Genomic DNA, 14,799 nt, shown 5'->3' with positions numbered 1-14,799 from the left:
ACCCGGTCGCCTCAGCAGCCTCAGCGCTCGCGCAGCCCCGACTTCACCAACGTGGCGTGCAGACGCACCGCCAGCGAGGCGATCTCGCTGCCGATCTCCTCGGCCCTGCCCTGCGCTCCGGCATTGCCGGGACGCCGCAGCGGCGCGACGATCTGCTCGATGAGACCGACCTCGCGGTCGGCGGCGGCCTTCATACCGCGCAGATGGCGGGGCTCGATGCCGAACTCGGCGAGCTCCTTGGCCGTACGCGCGATCGTGAGGGCGTCGGTGTCGTAGTGACCGCTGCGCAGCGGGACCACCAGCGCCATCTTCTCCAGCTCGCTCAGCAGCGCGTCGTCGACCTCGGCGATCTTGAGCAGCTCGCGTCGCGAGATCCTCATGTTGTCCGTACGCCGGAACGACTCGGCCCCCGGCGCACCGCCGGGCGTCAGTGCGACCGTCGGCACCGTGGGCACGGTCGGCTCGATCTCGGGCGGCTCGAGGCCGCGGTCGATCGCGTCGAGGTGCTCGCCGATGACCTTGAGAGGCAGGTAGTGGTCGCGCTGCATCCGCAGGACGTAGCGCAGTCGCTCCACGTCTCGGCGGGAGAACTTGCGGTAGCCCGCGGGCGTACGCTCCGGCTTGATCAGTCCCTTGTCCTCGAGAAAGCGGATCTTCGGGATGGTGACAGTCGGGAAGTCGGGACGCAGCTGGTCCAGGACCTGCCCGATGTTGAGCCGCTCCCCCGAGTCGCTAGCCGGCCGTTGAGGGTCAGGCGTCGCGGCGGCGGCCATGACTACGCCCCTTCGTGCCCGGCGTAGAAGACGAGCCGGAACTTCCCGACCTGGACCTCGTCGCCGTCCTTGAGGACGAACTTCTCGATCCGGTCGCGGTTGACGTAGGTGCCGTTGAGACTGCCGACGTCGGAGACCTCGAACGTGTCACCGGTGCGCGCGAACTCCGCGTGGCGACGCGAGACGGTCACATCGTCGAGGAAGATGTCGCTGTCCGGGTGGCGACCCGCGACCACGGTGTCCTGGTCGAGCAGGAAGCGGCTTCCCGCACCGGGACCGCGCTGGACGACGAGCATCCCGTTGCCCTGCGGCAGCGCCTCGACAGTGGCCGCCTCGATCGGGCTGAGCACCCGGTCGGAGGTGTCGGCGTCAGCCCCGAGCTGGATCGTCGAGGTCTGGTCGGTCCCGGTCAGGCTTACGCCACACTGCGAGCAGAACCGTGCTTCGGCGGGGTTCTGGCTTCCGCAAGCGGGGCACACGGACATTTGAGCTCCAGGTTCATCGAGGGCCGGGCACATACCCTCAAGTGAACGTTGAGGGATGGTATCCGCAACCTATCAGGTCGGCCCAGGTGTTCGGTTGACTTACGCGTCGAGTGATGCCTCGTACGCCGCGGCGTCGAGGAGGCTCTCCAGCTCAGCAGGATCGGCCGGGTTGATCTCAAAGAGCCAACCACCGCCGTAGGGGTCGTCGTTGACCAGCTCGGGCGTCGCGTCGAGGGAGCCGTTGACCGCGACGACCTCGCCCGAGATCGGCGCGTAGATGTCGCTGACGGACTTGGTCGACTCGAGCTCGCCGCAGCTCTCGCCGGACTTGATCGTGTCGCCGACCGTGGGCATCGAGACGTAGACGATGTCGCCCAGAGCGTCCTGGGCGTAGTTGGTGATCCCGATCCGTACGGACCCCTCGGTCTCGCCGGGGTTGCGCAGCCACTCGTGCTCGCTGGTGTACTTCAGTTCCTCGGGGTACACGGGCATCTCCTCGTCAGGTGTACTGGTCTGGCAGCGGTTGATCGTCCCGCGGAGCCGGTGTATGAAACCCTACTGCGCCGCACTGTCGAAACGTTCAGCGGGACACGGTGTGAATCGACTCGATGTCGATCTTCTCCTCCGACTCCACGTCGACCTCCGCACCCTGCTCCTCGAGCTGGTCCTGAGGGCCCTGGTAGAAGTCGATCGCGCCGGCCAGCGTGTCGGGAGGCCCGATCACCTGGAGACGGTAGGGCGGGCTGATCAGCTCACCGCCGACGTTGAGACCGGGCGTGGGCTGGCTGACCTCGATCGAGGACGACGCGACCAGGCGCACCGCCTCGCCGTCGGCCCCCTCGATCTCCATCGCCTCTGCGCCGCTAGTACGCAGCTCCTCGATGAGGTCGAGGAGCGCGGTCAGCCGCAGCGGGTCGGCGCCGGGGTCGATCTCGATCGTGATGCCCGGCCCGCTGACCGGGACCGTCCCGGCGATCACCCGGAGGGTGTCGACCTGCTCCTCCGCGCGCTGCAGAGCCGTCTGCTGCTGCATGGTCTGGTCCTCGAGCTCGTCGCGGGTCGCCTCGAGCTCCTCGATCTGCTCCTGGGCCTTCTGCGTCGTCCCGGCCAGACCGGAGAGGATGTCGATCAGCTCCTGCTCTCGCAGGCCGGCATACGTCGAGTCCTCGGTGTTCGTCTGGACCTGCACCACGGCCGCGTAGCCGAGGATGCAGAGCAGGACCGCCACGGCGACCTGGCCGCGCCGGAAGTGGGTGAGCGCGTCGAAGAGCCGTGCCCGGCCGACCAGCGGCGCGGTCTTCTCCTCCGGCTCCTCGGGCTCGGGAAGCTCGGCCACCTCGTCGGACTCGTCCGGGACGTCCGCGTCCTTGTCCTCGCGGGTGTCGAGGTCAGCAGGCTCGTCGGCCTCCTCGGCCGCGGGTTCCTTCGCCTCCGCCGATTCATCAGTCTCGACCGTCTCGACCGTCTCATCAGGTTCGTCAGGTTCGTCAGGTTCGTCAGGTTCGTCAGGTTCGTCAGGTTCGTCAGGTTCGGCCTCGTCTCGACCCGGGTCGACCGCCGGCTGCTCCGCCTCTGCGGGTTCCTCCACGTCGGCCTCGTCGTCGGTCTCGTCGGTGGACTCGACGGCCGACTCTTCGGGCTCGACCTTCGCCGCTACGGACTCGTCCGACTCCTCGGACGCGTCTTCAGCGGCGTCGGTCGCCGCGGCCGGCTCGCCGCTCGGAGCCTGTTCATCCGGTGGCGTACCTTCGTCCTCGGGCGCGGCGACGTCCTCGTTGGGGGTCTCCTCCGCGGGCACCGCCGGCTTCTTGGCCGCGGTCTTCTTCGCAGGAGTCCGCTTCGCCGCGGTCCGCTTCACCGCCGGCCGCCTCTTCCGGTCAGGCATGGAAGATGTGCCTCCGGATGGCTGCGACGTTGGTGAAGATCCGGATGCCGAGGACGACGATGACGCCCGTGGACAGCTGACCGCCGACGCCGAGGCGGTCACCGAGGTAGACGATGCCGGCGGCGATGACGACGTTGCTGATGAACGAGACGACGAAGACCTTGTCGTCGAAGATGCCGTCCATGAACGCGCGCAGGGCACCGAAGACGGCGTCGAGCGCGGCGACGACGGCGATCGGCAGGTAAGGCGCCAGGCCGACTGGCACCTCGGGCTGGAAGAGCAGCCCCAGCACGATGCCGATCACTAGGCCGATGACGGCGATCATTCTTCGCGGTCCCCTTCGCTGTTCTGTTCAGAGTCTTCGTCGGTGTTGGTGGGCTTCGCTGAGCCCTTGGTGCCCTTGGAGCCCTTGTCCTCGGACTCGGCCCCGAGGTGGGTCAGCTCCAGCAGGCCGGACGGCGCCGCCGGGAGGGTGAGCCGCTCGATGTTCTCGACGTCGTACGGCATTCCGTAGTCCTGAGTCGTCGTGTGGATCATCGCCCCGGAGACCGTCTCGGCGAAGCGTGCGGCAAGCGTACGCGTGTCACCGATGGCCGACACCTCATATGGCGGCGAGAGCGAGACGTCGTTCATCCGGAGGGTGGCGCCGGAGGTGATCACGCCGCTGCGCGGGGTGACCCGCTGGCCGTCGATGGACACGGCGGTCGCCCCCGCCTGCCACAGTCCGTTGACGATCACGGCGAGGTCGTAGTCCCGCACGGTGCCGCCCTCGCTGCCGTCCGCGGCGTTGTCGATCGTGATCCTGATCCCCGAGCCGGTCACCGGGGCGAACCCCGTCTCCTCCGCGGTGGCCGCAGCGGTCGAGGACGCCGACTCGGCACGCAGCCCGAGCGAGTTGAGCGCCGACTCGCGGCTCTGGTTGTCCTCGCGCAGCTCGGAGATCTGCTGGTGCAGGTCGGAGATCCGATCCTGGCGCTGCTCGATGCGGTCGACCAGGACCTGCCTGCTGGTCTGGCGGACGTCCTCGTTGCGGGAAGTCTGCACCGCAGCGGTCGTGGCCAGCAGCGCGAAGAGCCCGACGACCACCATCGCCCACAACCCCGGCCGGCGACGCCGGGCCGGTTCCTCTTCCGTGGGCTCGCGCCGCGCGGCAGCGGCCATGTAGTCGGAGTCGATCGCCTGGTCGGTGATGCGGTCCAGCAGTGGCTTGGTGACGTAGGCGCGCAGGTCCTCGGAACCGGGGATCTGGTCAGGCACGAGACGCACCGCCCTTCTCCAACGGTGGCGTGGTGGCCATCAGGCGACGCACCTCCTGAGCGTAGAGGACCAGGCTCCACCACAGCAGCAGGATCCCCCACAGCGCGAACGCCCAGCCGAACGCCTGCGCCAGCTGGATCGGCAGGCTCGGCTCCAGGCCGAGGTCGAGCTTCTCGGGGATGTCGTGGGTGAGATAGAGCAACGGGAACGAGGCCAGCAGACAGAAGGCACCCACCTTGCCGAGGAGATGGACGGGCAGCGTACGCACGCCGCGGCTGCGCAGCGCCGGGACCATCGCCAGCAGACCGACCAGACGCAGCGGGACCAGCAGCGCGATCGGCCACGGGATCACGTCGATCTGCCAGAGCGCGAACGTCGCGGCCAGGACGAAGACCGTGTTGGCGGCCACGTCGAGCAGCTCTCCCGAGCGGCGCCGGCCGAGCTCCTTGCGGGTCAGCCAGCTGTCGAGCAGGTCGGTGACCACCGCGAGACCGAACGCCGCCAGCGCGATGGTGTCGTCCTTCGCGATCAGCACGGCCCACAGCATCACCGGCGCGTAGACGAGGCGGAGGATGCTGAGCAGCTTGCCGAGCACGGGCTGGTTGCGGTCGGCAGAGCGCTGCTGTCGCGGCCTCGCGCCCCGGCCAGGTTGCAGGCGGGGGTCACCGGATCGACGGTTGGGCACGGACAAACCCTAGTGCTTACTCGGTAGGGGTGGATTCATCGGCGTGGGCGGCGTCGCGGATCTCCCCGACCAGCTCCTCGATGACATCCTCGAGCGTCGCCAGCCCGATGGTGGTGCCGTCCTCGCGGACGACCCGCGCCAGGTGGGCGCCACGGCGCTGCAGGGTCTCGAGCGTCTCGTGCAGCGCGTCGTCCGGGGAGACGGTCGCGAAGGGGCGGATCCACTTGTTCTGGACCGGCTGCTGGCGGCGTACGTCATCAGGCTCGAGCACATCCTTGATGTGCAGGTAGCCGACCAGGTCGCCGCTCTCCTCGACCACCGGGAACCGGCTGTAGCCGGTGGAGGCGCACACCGTCTCGATGTCGGCGCCCGAGGCCCCGCGCGGCACGATGGTCCAGTCGGCGATGGGGATGGTCACCTTGTCCACCGTCTTCTCGGTGAAGCCGAGCGCACCGGCCAGGCGGCCGTACTCGTCCTCTTCCAAGAGCCCCTCGCCACGCGACTCCTCGACCATGGCAGCCACCTCAGCGCGGGTGAACGCGGAGCTCACCTCGTCCTTGGGCTCGATGCCGAGCGCCCGGATGCACATGTTGGCGACGTAGTTGAAGGCGACGATGATCGGCCGCAGCACGTAGACGACCGCGTAGATCGCCGGGCCGAGGACCAGAGCGGCCTTGTCGGGGCCGGCCAGCGCGATGTTCTTCGGCACCATCTCACCGACCACCACATGCAGGTAGGTGACCACGAGCATCGCGATCACGAACGCGACCGGGTGGTGGAACGCCTGGGGCAGGCCGACCAGGTCGAAGCCGGGCTCGAGCAGGTGTGCGAGCGCCGGCTCGGTGATCGCCAGCAGCAGCACCGAGCAGACGGTGATGCCCAGCTGGGCACCGGCCATCATCAGGCTGATGTTCTCCATCGCCCGCAGGGTGATCTTGGCCATCCGCGAGCCGGCCTGGGCGGCGGGCTCGATCTGGCTGCGCCGGGCCGAGACCAGGGCGAACTCCGAGCCGACAAAGAATCCGTTGGCGAGCAGCAGCACCAGACCGAGCAACAGTCCCATGGTCGTCGTCACGCCGCCACCTCCGTCGAGGAGAGGCAAGGATACGGACGCGGCGGCGTATTGCCCCCGCGGTTCACTCGCTGACGCTCGCTCACTAGCCGATCACCTTCATCGAGATCCGGTCGATCCTGCGCCCGTCCATGACCTCCACGGTGAGCCTCACGTACCTCGCGTACACGTCGTGGTCATCGGAGTCCGGCGGCGGGGTTCCGGGAACAGCCAGCTCCTCGTTCGCGCCGCGTTCGGGGATGCGGCCAAGCAGACTGAGCATCAGACCGGCGATCGTGTCGTAGTCCTCGCCCTCGGGCAGGACGACACCGGTGATGTCCTCGACCTCGTCGGGACGCAGCAGCCCCGAGAGAGACCAGCTGCCGTCGCGGCGCAGCCGGGCCCGGGCGCTGAGCGGGTCGTGCTCGTCGGCGATGTCGCCGACGATCTCCTCGATCACGTCCTCGAGGGTGACGATGCCGGCCTGGTCGCCGTACTCGTCGAGCACCACGGCCAGTTGGAACCCCTCGGATCGCAGCAGGGCCATCAACGGGTCGAGGCGGAGTGAGTCGGGCACGACGACCGGCTGCACCATGAGGTGCTTGACCTTGGCCGTGGGCCGCTCGTGCACCGGCAGCGCCACGGCGGCCTTGACGTGCACGGTGCCGACCACGGCCTCGTTGTCGTCGAGCACCGGAAAGCGGGAGTTTCCCGTACGTCGGGTGAGCTCGATCAGCGCCTCTGCACGGTCGTTGTGGTCGAGGCTGTTGACGCGTACGCGCGGGGTCATGATCTCCCCCGCCGTGCGGGTGCCGAACTCGACCGAGCGCTCCATGAGCTCGGCGGTGTCGGCGTCGAGGGTGCCCTGGTGGGCGCTGCGCTGGATCAGCGAGGACAGCTCGGCCGAGCTGCGCGCGGAGCGCAGCTCCTCCTGCGGCTCCATGCCGAGGCGGCGCACGATCGCGTTGGCGGTGCCGTTGAGCACCTTGATCGGCCCGCGCATGATCCGGGTGAAGGCCCGCATCGGCCCCTGGGTGACGCGCGCGGTCTGCAGCGGCAGCGACAGGGCGAGGTTCTTGGGGACGAGCTCACCGAAGAGCATCGTCACGATCGTGGAGAGGGTCAGTGCGATCGTCACCGCGATCGGCCCCACTGCACCTGCGGGAAGTCCGGTGTCGAGCAGTGGCTGGTCGATCAGCTCGGCGATCGCCGGCTCCGACATCCAGCCGATGCCGAGGTTGGTCACAGTGATGCCGACCTGTGCGCCGGAGAGGTTGCTGGAGAGCTCCTTCATCGCGCGGAGCACGCCTTGGGCGCTCTTGTCGCCCTGTTCGGCGGCCATCTCCACCTGGGAGTGGTCGACGGTGACCAGAGAGAACTCGGCTGCCACGAACACTCCACAGGCGGCGACCAGCAGCAGCGCCAGGAGAATGAACAGCATCTCGGTCATCAGGCCGACCTCGATTGCCGCAGCGAGCGTGGATATTGGCCGGGTTGCGGTCCGTCCATCGGGGTTCAGATCGTCCTTAGCTGTTGGAAGTGCCGACAGCCTACATGGCTGCGGTTGCGCCGCCTGCGTTGCCGGCTTGCCCTCGCCCAGCACATGTCGCGTTCCGGACACCGTTGTCCAGAACGGCGGCGTGAGCCTTGACACGTTGGGGTCATTCGTCAACTCTTACGCGGCAGTAACCGACGATCCACGAGCCGAGGGAGCCCCCTTGACCAAGTCCTCGTTGTCCACGTCCGCGCCTGCCGCCTCCTGGCCGGCAGCCACAAGGCGTACGTTCCTGGCCGGTGCCGCCGGTGTCGCCGGCGCCGCGTCCGGGCTGATCGCCGGCCCGGCCGCGGCTGCGTCGCCCCGTCGCGTACGACTGGTTCGGGAGGAGCACCGGGCAGTGGTCGTCGGCTCCGGGTTCGGCGGCGGGGTCGCCGCGCTCCGGCTGGCCGAGGCCGGGGTGCCGGTCACCGTGCTCGAGCGCGGTCGCCGCTGGCCGACGGGACCGGACGCGCAGACCTTCCCGACCGTGCGTACGCTCGACAAGCGGGTGCTGTTCCACACGACCGCACCCGCCGCGCTGAAGCCGCTGCAGAGGCTGCTCGGCACTCCCCTGGACTTCGGCCCGTACGTCGGCCTGCTCGAGCCGATCCTCGGCCAGAACATGCTCGCCATGTGCGCGGCCGGCGTCGGCGGCGGTTCGCTGGTCTACCAGGGCATGACACTGCAACCCTCCGCGGAGGTCTTCAACACCTGGCTCCCCAACGAGCTCGACTACGACCTCATGGACCGGGTCCACTACCCGCGTGTCGCCAGGATGCTCGGCGCCGCGACCGCACCTGACGAGCTGATTGCCTCGGACAGCTATCGGGTCTCGCGCACCTTTGGCAAACGCGTCGAGGCCGCGGGCTATGACCTGCAGAAGATCCCGATGCCGATCGACTGGTCCTACGCGCTCGCGGAGCTGAACGGCGAGATGGCTCCGTCCTACACCAACGGCGACTGTGCCCTCGGCGTCAACAACGGCGGCAAGCACTCCGTCGACGTCACCTACATCAAGCAGGCCGAGGCCACCGGACTCGTGCACGTCGCCACCCGCCACAACGTGACCTCCGTGGCTCGCGCCGCCGACGGCCGCTGGGAGATCCACGTCGACCGCACCGACGACGCCGGCGACGTGATCGAGCAGAAGATCCTGACGACCCGCGCGCTCGTGATGGCGGCGGGCTCGCTCAACACCAGCAAGCTCCTGGTCCGCGCCGCAGCCACCGGCACCATCCCCGACCTTCCCGACCAGCTCGGCCAGGGCTGGGGCACCAACGGCGACCGGATCTACATGTGGCGCCCCTTCGACGAGAACCTCACCGGTACACAGGGTGGGCCCGTCGTCTACCAGAGTCAGGACTGGGCCGACCCGACCACGGCCAACACCGTTATCCAGGCGTCGTTGCCACCACTCCCCCTCGGCCTCGATCTGGGCGCCACCATGCTGGTCGGCTTCGGGGTCAGTGCCGACCGGGGAAGCTTCCGCTACAGCTCGCTGACCGACTCGGTGAGTCTGCGCTTCCCCTTCGGCGGCGACTCGGCAAGCTATCGCGCCATCCACGAGCGGGTTTCGAAGATCAGTGGCGGCATCGGTGCCCTGATCGACACGAACGCCATCGTCAACAGCACCTGGCACCCGCTCGGCGGCGCCAACATGGGCACGGTCTGCGACCTGGACGGCCGTGTCCAGGGCCAAGAGGGTCTCTACGTCCTCGACGGCGCCCTCATCCCCGGCACCACCGGAGCGTGCAACCCGTCGATGACCATCGCCGCCGTCGCCGAGCGCGCGATGGACAACATCGTCGCCAACGACGTCGGCACAGTCATCTGAGCGCCTAGCAGAACCCTGCAATGCGAAATTCTGCAAAGTTTGCCGGAAAGGGGTGACAAGCCCTTAGGTGATGAGGCAACATTGCTCTTGCCCCGCTGGAGACCCGAGACTCCAGCGGGGCTCTTACGTTTTGCGGGCGGCCTCACGACAGGCCGTGGACAACCGCGTTCAGGTCGGCCCGCAGCTTCGCCCGATACGCGTCGTGCTGCTCCGGCAGTCGGGCGTCGCAGAACGCGGCCAGGTCGGTCCCGGTGACGTCGATGACCGGCCGTCCGGCGGCGGCCTCGCTCTCGAAGAGGTCGAGGACGTCGCGAAGGATGGCGACGATGTCCATCCCGTCACCGGCGGTGAAGCGCCACATGTAGCTCTTCATCTCGCCGTAGACGGTCCGGTAGTCGGAGGGCAGCTGGGCGGCGCGGGCCTCCATGCGCTTCCATTCCTTCTTGTCGCCCACCAGGCGGCTCAGGAGGTTGTTCATGTCGTGCTCCTTTGATCGGTGTTCTCGTTCGGCGCCCGGTTTGGGGCCGTGGAAGAAGCGTGCAGCCCTGACGCAGGGTCAAGGTCAAGCACCGATCCGAAGAAAGTTCGACAGCGCGACTCTCAGGCCGCGACGTCGAGGAGTACGTCGCGCAGCATGAACTCTGCTCGGGACAGTGGTGGTGGGTCTGGTCGCCAGGTGTCGGGTGGTGGGCTCGTGTATGTGTGGCCAGTGGGTGTGATGGTGATGATGCTGCCGTCTGGTCCTGGTCTGGCCTGCCAACCGAGAGCTTCTTTCGCTTGATTGCACCGCTCGCAGAGACCTTGGAGATTTTCGGCACTCGTGCGGCCGCCGTCAGCGTGGCGTTCGACGTGGTCGACGTTGCGGATCGGGGCGTCGCAGCCGTTGGTGCGGCAGATCCCGCCGTCGCGCGTCGCGATGAACTCGGCCAGGCCGTCGGGGGCTTTGCGGGAGCGGGACTCCATCGCGACCAGCTGCCCGGCTGGGTCGGTGAACAGACGCCGCACGAACACCTCGGCGTCAGCGAGCGCTTCACGGGCCCACACGGCAGGAACGGGACCGTAGCCCTCGACCATGGCCGGCTGATCGGTGTCGTTGGCGAGGGCGTCGGCGGTCATCACGATCTTGACCTCGATCCGAGGCTTCACCTCGGTGCCGGTGCGGCCGGTGACTCGGTTCACGAGGGTGTCGGCCATGACCTGACCCCTCGTTCGTTCATCGCCAGCAGCCTGCGCGGCCTTGGCTGCCTGGTCCAACGCCGCATAGACCGCGACGCCGTCCTTGATCGGCAGCAGCGCGCCGAGCCAGGTCATGGTGTCCGGTGCCGGCCGCACGCTGACCCGGCGGTCCTTCTCTGCGTTCGCGGCTCGGTTGACGACGGATTCCTGGTCGAGGGTGATGGCGAGTTTCTTGGCGGCGTTCTCGAGCTGTCGCAGTCCCATCGTCACCACCGCAGGTGGTTCACCGTCCGAACCGGGCGAGCAGAGCTGGTAGTCGATCACTCGGCGGTTCTCCAGGGACAAGCAGGCGGTTTCCCGGGCGAGGATGGTGGCTTGCCACTGCGAGAACAGGCCCGCCTTCATCAGAGCGAAGGTGTGTGGCATCTCCGCAACAAGGATCGTCGCCAGTCCCAGTAGCTTGGCGCCCTTGGCCGGTGAGACCCGCCGTGCCAACGCCATCTGAGAGGCGACGCCCTCACCCAGCTTGCGGGCAGGGATCCCGGCCTCGGCCTGGCGTGCCCGGGTGGCCTCGTCGAGGCGTACGGCCGCTTCTGCCTGAACAGCCTCAGCGATGCACTTCACTTCTTCGAGCCGACTGATCCAGTCGACCAGCTCACCCTCGGACGCACCCAGGGGCGGCCCGGTGAGGAGCTGGTCGACGGTCTCGTTCATACGCCTCATTATATGTGAAAGAGTCACCCGTGGCTACCTGTTTGTGCTGGTCAGACCCGATTTACGCAGTCAGCGAACAAGCAACCTGAACCCCGCGCCACACCCTCGCCGCCGCCCCGATATAGGCGAAATCTTTCTCGATCAGGTGCCGAGTCAAGGATGGCCGAAGGCCACCGCGAAGCGGCGGGCGAAGCCCGTCCTTGACGCGGCGCATGATCGAGAAACACTCGAGGAAAGGGTCGGCGGCGAACCTGGAAACGAAGAAACAGTCGCTCAGTGAGGTTTCCCCGACCAGAACCGTGTTGGTCTCGACACGCCTCCGCCTAGCGGCTCCGGCGGCTCGACCAGCGAAGAGAAGCTCGACCAGCGGCAGCCAGCCCGACCCCCGAGCACGCTAACGCCCAACCGCATACCCCTGAGCCCCCCGAGCATTAGCAGCACCAGACAGCATCCCAGTCAAAGGATCCCGAGCAACCGCAGAAAGCCGCCCAAGCGACCAGTCCCCACCCAGCTCGACGACATGCCCACGCCGACGCAGGTCCGCGACGACCTCAGCTCCGAGCCGATCCTCGAGCACCGCCCCAGCCGGAGTCCAGGTCCGCGGCCAGAAGGAGCCGGGAAAGGACGTCGAGTGGAGCGCCGGAGCGTCGATGGCCTCCTGGGGTGAGTAGCCCCCGACGATGGTCCGCAGCAGGTAGAGCAGCTGCCACTGGTCCTGCTGGTCGCCACCAGGCGAGCCGACGGCAGTCACGGCCTGACCGTCGCGAAGAACCAGCGTCGGGGTGAGCGTGGTCCGCGGACGGGACCCGGGCCGGAGCGTGGACGGGAGGCCCGGCTCCAGCCAGGTCATCTGCAGCCGGGTGCCGAGGCAGAAGCCGAGCTCGGGGATCGTGGGCGAGGACTGCAGCCACCCGCCCGACGGGGTCACCGCGATCATGTTGCCCCAGCGGTCGGCGACGTCGATGTGGCAGGTGTCGCCGCGGGTCTCGCCCTCTCGTGAGACGGTCGGCTCCCCCACCCCGGACGCGGCCGCGGCCGGGTCGTAGGTCTCTCGCAGCGGCGGGAAGGTCTTCGCGCCCAGGCCGGGCCTCACCTCGGCCGAGGCGGCATCGGCGATCAGGGGGCGGCGGGTCGCGGCGTACTCCTTGGACAGCAGGGTCTCGATCACGTCCGGGTCGGCACCGTCGCCGTAGTGGGCGTCGCGGTCGGCGAAGGCGAGCTTGGTCGCCTCCAGGATCGTGTGCGCGCCCTCCGCCTGGCTCGGGTCGAGCAGCGCGTCGTCCAGCGGCTCGAGCAGGTTGAGCGTCTGCAGCAGCACGGGACCCTGGGTCCACGGCCCTGCCTTCGCGATCGTGTGGCCGCGGAACTCGGTCGTCACCGGCTTCTCGTACGCAGCCGAGAACCCGGCCATGTCGGCCGACCTGATCACTCCGGAATGATCGGTTCCGGAGGAGTGGCGGTGCGGGGTGCGTACGAACCGATCGATCGCCTCCGCGACGAATCCGCTGCCCCAGGCGGCACGGGCGGCGCCGATGCGCTCCGCACGGGTCTCGGCGCCGTCCCCGGCAGCCACGAGGCGGTCGAGCACCGCGGCGTAGGCCTCGTTGCGGACCATGGTGTCCGGCTCCGGCGGCTCGCCGTCGACGAGCCAGTGGGCGGCCGAGGTGGGCCAGTGGTCGCGGAACAGATCGGCCACCGCGGCGATCGTGGAGACCGCCCGGCCCAGGATCGGATGGCCGTTGCGGGCATAGTCGATGGCGTAGGCGAGCACGTCTCCCAGCTCCCAGGTGCCGTGGTCGCGCAGCAGCATCAGCCAGGCGTCGACCGCACCTGGGACGGCGGCCGCCAGCGCCCCGGAGCCGGGCACCAGCTCGAGCCCCTCTGCCCGCATCTGCTCGACAGATGCCCCCGCGGGCGCCGGCCCCTGACCCATCAGCACCGTCGCCTCACCGCCGGTAGGTGCGAAGATCCCGACCAGGTCACCACCGGGCCCGTTGAGGTGGGGCTCGACGACGTGCAGAACGAACCCGCCGGCGACCACCGCATCGAAGGCGTTGCCCCCACGCTCGAGCACGGCCTGTGCGGTGCCGCTGGCCAGCCAGTGCGTCGAGCCGACCATGCCGAACCTTCCAAGCAGGTCGGGACGGGTCTTGAAGGCGGCCGGAGGCGTGTAGCGAGAGGGGGACGGTTTCGAAGTGTCGAAGGGCACAGACCCAGGCTACGAGCGAGAACCGGGCGGCTTGTCGGCGGGCCGTCACGGGATAGGGTCGCCCCATGAGTGCGTCAGCGGTCCGGGGCCGTATGCAGTGGTCAGTGGTCGTGCCCGTCCTCGCCATGGTGGTGCTGGCGCTCGCCTGGTTTCGCCACGACCACTGGACCATCCTCGCCGTGGTGGCGGCGGTGCTCGTCGGCGCGGTGCTGAGCGCCGTCCACCATGCCGAGGTGGTCGCACACAAGGTCGGTGAGCCGTTCGGGTCGCTCATCCTCGCCGTCGCGGTGACCGTGATCGAGGTCGGCCTGATCGTGATGCTGATGACCAGCGGCGGTGACAACACCAGCACCTACGCCCGGGACACCGTCTTCGCCGCAGTGATGATCACGCTCAACGGCATCGTCGGGCTCTCGCTCATGGTCGGCGCCATCAAGCACGGGCTGGTCAGCTTCAACGCCGCCGGCACCGGGTCCGCGGTAGCCACGGTGATCGCCCTGGCCGGGCTCACCCTGGTGCTGCCGGCCTTCACCACGTCGGCGAAGGGCGCGCAGTACTCCACCTCCCAGCTGGCCTTCGCCGCGGTCGCGTCGCTCGCTCTCTACGTCGCCTTCCTCTTCACCCAGACCGTCCGACACCGCGACTTCTTCCTCCCCGTCACCAGCGACGAGCACGGCCGGATGACCGGGCTCGTCGACCTCGACAAGGACGGCCACGCCGACCCGCCCACGACCGGCGAGTCCGCGCTCAGCCTCGGACTGCTCCTGGTCTCGCTCGTCTCCGTCGTCGGCCTGGCCAAGGTCCTCTCCCCCACGATCGAGAGCACCGTGGCGAGCCTGGGCTTCCCGTACGCCGTCGTGGGTATCGTGATCGCCCTGCTCGTCCTCGCCCCGGAGTCCATCGCCGCGGTGCGCAACGCCTCCCGCGACCGGGTGCAGACCAGCCTCAACCTCGCCTACGGCTCGGCGATGGCCTCCATCGGTCTCACCATCCCCACCCTCGCCGTGGCGATGATCTGGCTCACCGGCCCGCTCGAGCTCGGCCTCGAGCCGACCCAGATCGTGCTCCTGGTCATCACCGTCTTCGTCACCGGCCTGACCGTCGTCCAGGGTCGCGTCTACGCCTTGCAGGGGTTCGTCCACCTGGTCCTGCTGGCGTCGTTCCTGTTCCTGTCGATGCAGCCCTGAGCGTCC

General features: G+C 68.6%; 14 protein-coding genes. 2 read left to right on the top strand and 12 right to left on the bottom strand.

Annotation, left to right across the window (positions count from 1 at the left end; all coding sequences use genetic code 11):
- Nucleotides 1-20: 20 nt before the first annotated feature.
- The 9 genes from ftsR to BJ988_RS09565 all read right to left on the bottom strand — a co-directional run bounded on the left by ftsR (nucleotide 21) and on the right by BJ988_RS09565 (nucleotide 7,586).
- The gene (gene ftsR / locus BJ988_RS09605; protein WP_179657786.1) at nucleotides 21-773 is read right to left on the bottom strand and encodes a transcriptional regulator FtsR; all 753 of its coding nucleotides are present in this window, start codon (nucleotides 771-773) and stop codon (nucleotides 21-23) included.
- Nucleotides 774-775: 2 nt separating this feature from the next.
- A complete protein-coding gene (locus BJ988_RS09600) occupies nucleotides 776-1,258 on the bottom strand; it encodes an FHA domain-containing protein (protein WP_179657785.1) in 483 nt (160 codons plus the stop codon).
- A 99-nt stretch (nucleotides 1,259-1,357) separates the two neighbouring features.
- Nucleotides 1,358-1,744 (bottom strand): glycine cleavage system protein GcvH, encoded by a 387-nt coding sequence (gene gcvH / locus BJ988_RS09595; protein ID WP_343051548.1) that lies wholly within the window; start codon nucleotides 1,742-1,744, stop codon nucleotides 1,358-1,360.
- 94 nt (nucleotides 1,745-1,838) lie between these two features.
- A complete protein-coding gene (locus BJ988_RS09590; protein ID WP_179657783.1) occupies nucleotides 1,839-3,143 on the bottom strand; it encodes a DUF881 domain-containing protein in 1,305 nt (434 codons plus the stop codon).
- A complete protein-coding gene (locus BJ988_RS09585; RefSeq protein WP_179657782.1) occupies nucleotides 3,136-3,468 on the bottom strand; it encodes a small basic family protein in 333 nt (110 codons plus the stop codon). Before BJ988_RS09585 ends, BJ988_RS09590 begins: the two co-directional genes overlap by 8 nt.
- Entirely contained in the window at nucleotides 3,465-4,409 is a 945-nt protein-coding gene (locus BJ988_RS09580; protein WP_179657781.1) for a DUF881 domain-containing protein, read from the bottom strand. Before BJ988_RS09580 ends, BJ988_RS09585 begins: the two co-directional genes overlap by 4 nt.
- Nucleotides 4,393-5,085 carry a CDP-alcohol phosphatidyltransferase family protein gene (locus BJ988_RS09575; protein ID WP_179657780.1) on the bottom strand — a complete coding sequence of 231 codons (693 nt, stop codon included), beginning with the start codon at nucleotides 5,083-5,085 and terminating at the stop codon, nucleotides 4,393-4,395. Before BJ988_RS09575 ends, BJ988_RS09580 begins: the two co-directional genes overlap by 17 nt.
- Before the next feature lie 16 nt (nucleotides 5,086-5,101).
- Nucleotides 5,102-6,160: a CNNM domain-containing protein gene (locus BJ988_RS09570; protein WP_179657779.1), complete on the bottom strand. Its 1,059-nt coding sequence runs from the start codon at nucleotides 6,158-6,160 to the stop codon at nucleotides 5,102-5,104.
- A gap of 82 nt (nucleotides 6,161-6,242) precedes the next feature.
- The gene (locus tag BJ988_RS09565) at nucleotides 6,243-7,586 is read right to left on the bottom strand and encodes a hemolysin family protein (RefSeq protein ID WP_179657778.1); all 1,344 of its coding nucleotides are present in this window, start codon (nucleotides 7,584-7,586) and stop codon (nucleotides 6,243-6,245) included.
- A gap of 268 nt (nucleotides 7,587-7,854) precedes the next feature.
- On the opposite strand from BJ988_RS09565, the gene BJ988_RS09560 reads away from it, so the two are divergent.
- Nucleotides 7,855-9,507: a GMC oxidoreductase gene (locus BJ988_RS09560; protein ID WP_218860706.1), complete on the top strand. Its 1,653-nt coding sequence runs from the start codon at nucleotides 7,855-7,857 to the stop codon at nucleotides 9,505-9,507.
- A 142-nt stretch (nucleotides 9,508-9,649) separates the two neighbouring features.
- On the opposite strand, the gene BJ988_RS09555 is transcribed toward BJ988_RS09560, so the two are convergent.
- The 3 genes from BJ988_RS09555 to BJ988_RS09545 form a co-directional block, all read right to left on the bottom strand.
- Nucleotides 9,650-9,985 carry a DUF1048 domain-containing protein gene (locus tag BJ988_RS09555; RefSeq protein WP_179657776.1) on the bottom strand — a complete coding sequence of 112 codons (336 nt, stop codon included), beginning with the start codon at nucleotides 9,983-9,985 and terminating at the stop codon, nucleotides 9,650-9,652.
- Between the two features lie 122 nt (nucleotides 9,986-10,107).
- The gene (locus BJ988_RS09550) at nucleotides 10,108-11,397 is read right to left on the bottom strand and encodes an HNH endonuclease (RefSeq protein WP_179657775.1); all 1,290 of its coding nucleotides are present in this window, start codon (nucleotides 11,395-11,397) and stop codon (nucleotides 10,108-10,110) included.
- Nucleotides 11,398-11,791: 394 nt separating this feature from the next.
- Nucleotides 11,792-13,606 carry a gamma-glutamyltransferase family protein gene (locus BJ988_RS09545; protein WP_425490828.1) on the bottom strand — a complete coding sequence of 605 codons (1,815 nt, stop codon included), beginning with the start codon at nucleotides 13,604-13,606 and terminating at the stop codon, nucleotides 11,792-11,794.
- Between the two features lie 65 nt (nucleotides 13,607-13,671).
- On the opposite strand from BJ988_RS09545, the gene BJ988_RS09540 reads away from it, so the two are divergent.
- Entirely contained in the window at nucleotides 13,672-14,793 is a 1,122-nt protein-coding gene (locus BJ988_RS09540; RefSeq protein ID WP_179657774.1) for a calcium:cation antiporter, read from the top strand.
- The last annotated feature ends 6 nt before the right edge of the window (nucleotides 14,794-14,799 follow it).

Origin of the sequence: Nocardioides panzhihuensis (genome assembly GCF_013408335.1) — a bacterium.
GTDB classification, from domain to species: domain Bacteria; phylum Actinomycetota; class Actinomycetes; order Propionibacteriales; family Nocardioidaceae; genus Nocardioides; species Nocardioides panzhihuensis.
The sequence above is the reverse complement of the archived record's forward strand: the minus strand, read 5'-3'. Positions and strand labels throughout refer to the sequence as shown.

Excerpts from the sequence above, each read along its gene's own strand:
- ftsR (WP_179657786.1), bottom strand. The coding sequence starts at position 773 with ATGGCCGCCGCCGCGACGCCTGACCCTCAACGGCCGGCTAGCGACTCG.
- BJ988_RS09600 (WP_179657785.1), bottom strand. The coding sequence starts at position 1,258 with ATGTCCGTGTGCCCCGCTTGCGGAAGCCAGAACCCCGCCGAAGCACGG.
- BJ988_RS09590 (WP_179657783.1), bottom strand. The coding sequence starts at position 3,143 with ATGCCTGACCGGAAGAGGCGGCCGGCGGTGAAGCGGACCGCGGCGAAG.
- BJ988_RS09585 (WP_179657782.1), bottom strand. The coding sequence starts at position 3,468 with ATGATCGCCGTCATCGGCCTAGTGATCGGCATCGTGCTGGGGCTGCTC.
- BJ988_RS09565 (WP_179657778.1), bottom strand. The coding sequence starts at position 7,586 with ATGACCGAGATGCTGTTCATTCTCCTGGCGCTGCTGCTGGTCGCCGCC.
- BJ988_RS09555 (WP_179657776.1), bottom strand. The coding sequence starts at position 9,985 with ATGAACAACCTCCTGAGCCGCCTGGTGGGCGACAAGAAGGAATGGAAG.
- BJ988_RS09550 (WP_179657775.1), bottom strand. The coding sequence starts at position 11,397 with ATGAACGAGACCGTCGACCAGCTCCTCACCGGGCCGCCCCTGGGTGCG.
- BJ988_RS09540 (WP_179657774.1), top strand. The coding sequence starts at position 13,672 with ATGAGTGCGTCAGCGGTCCGGGGCCGTATGCAGTGGTCAGTGGTCGTG.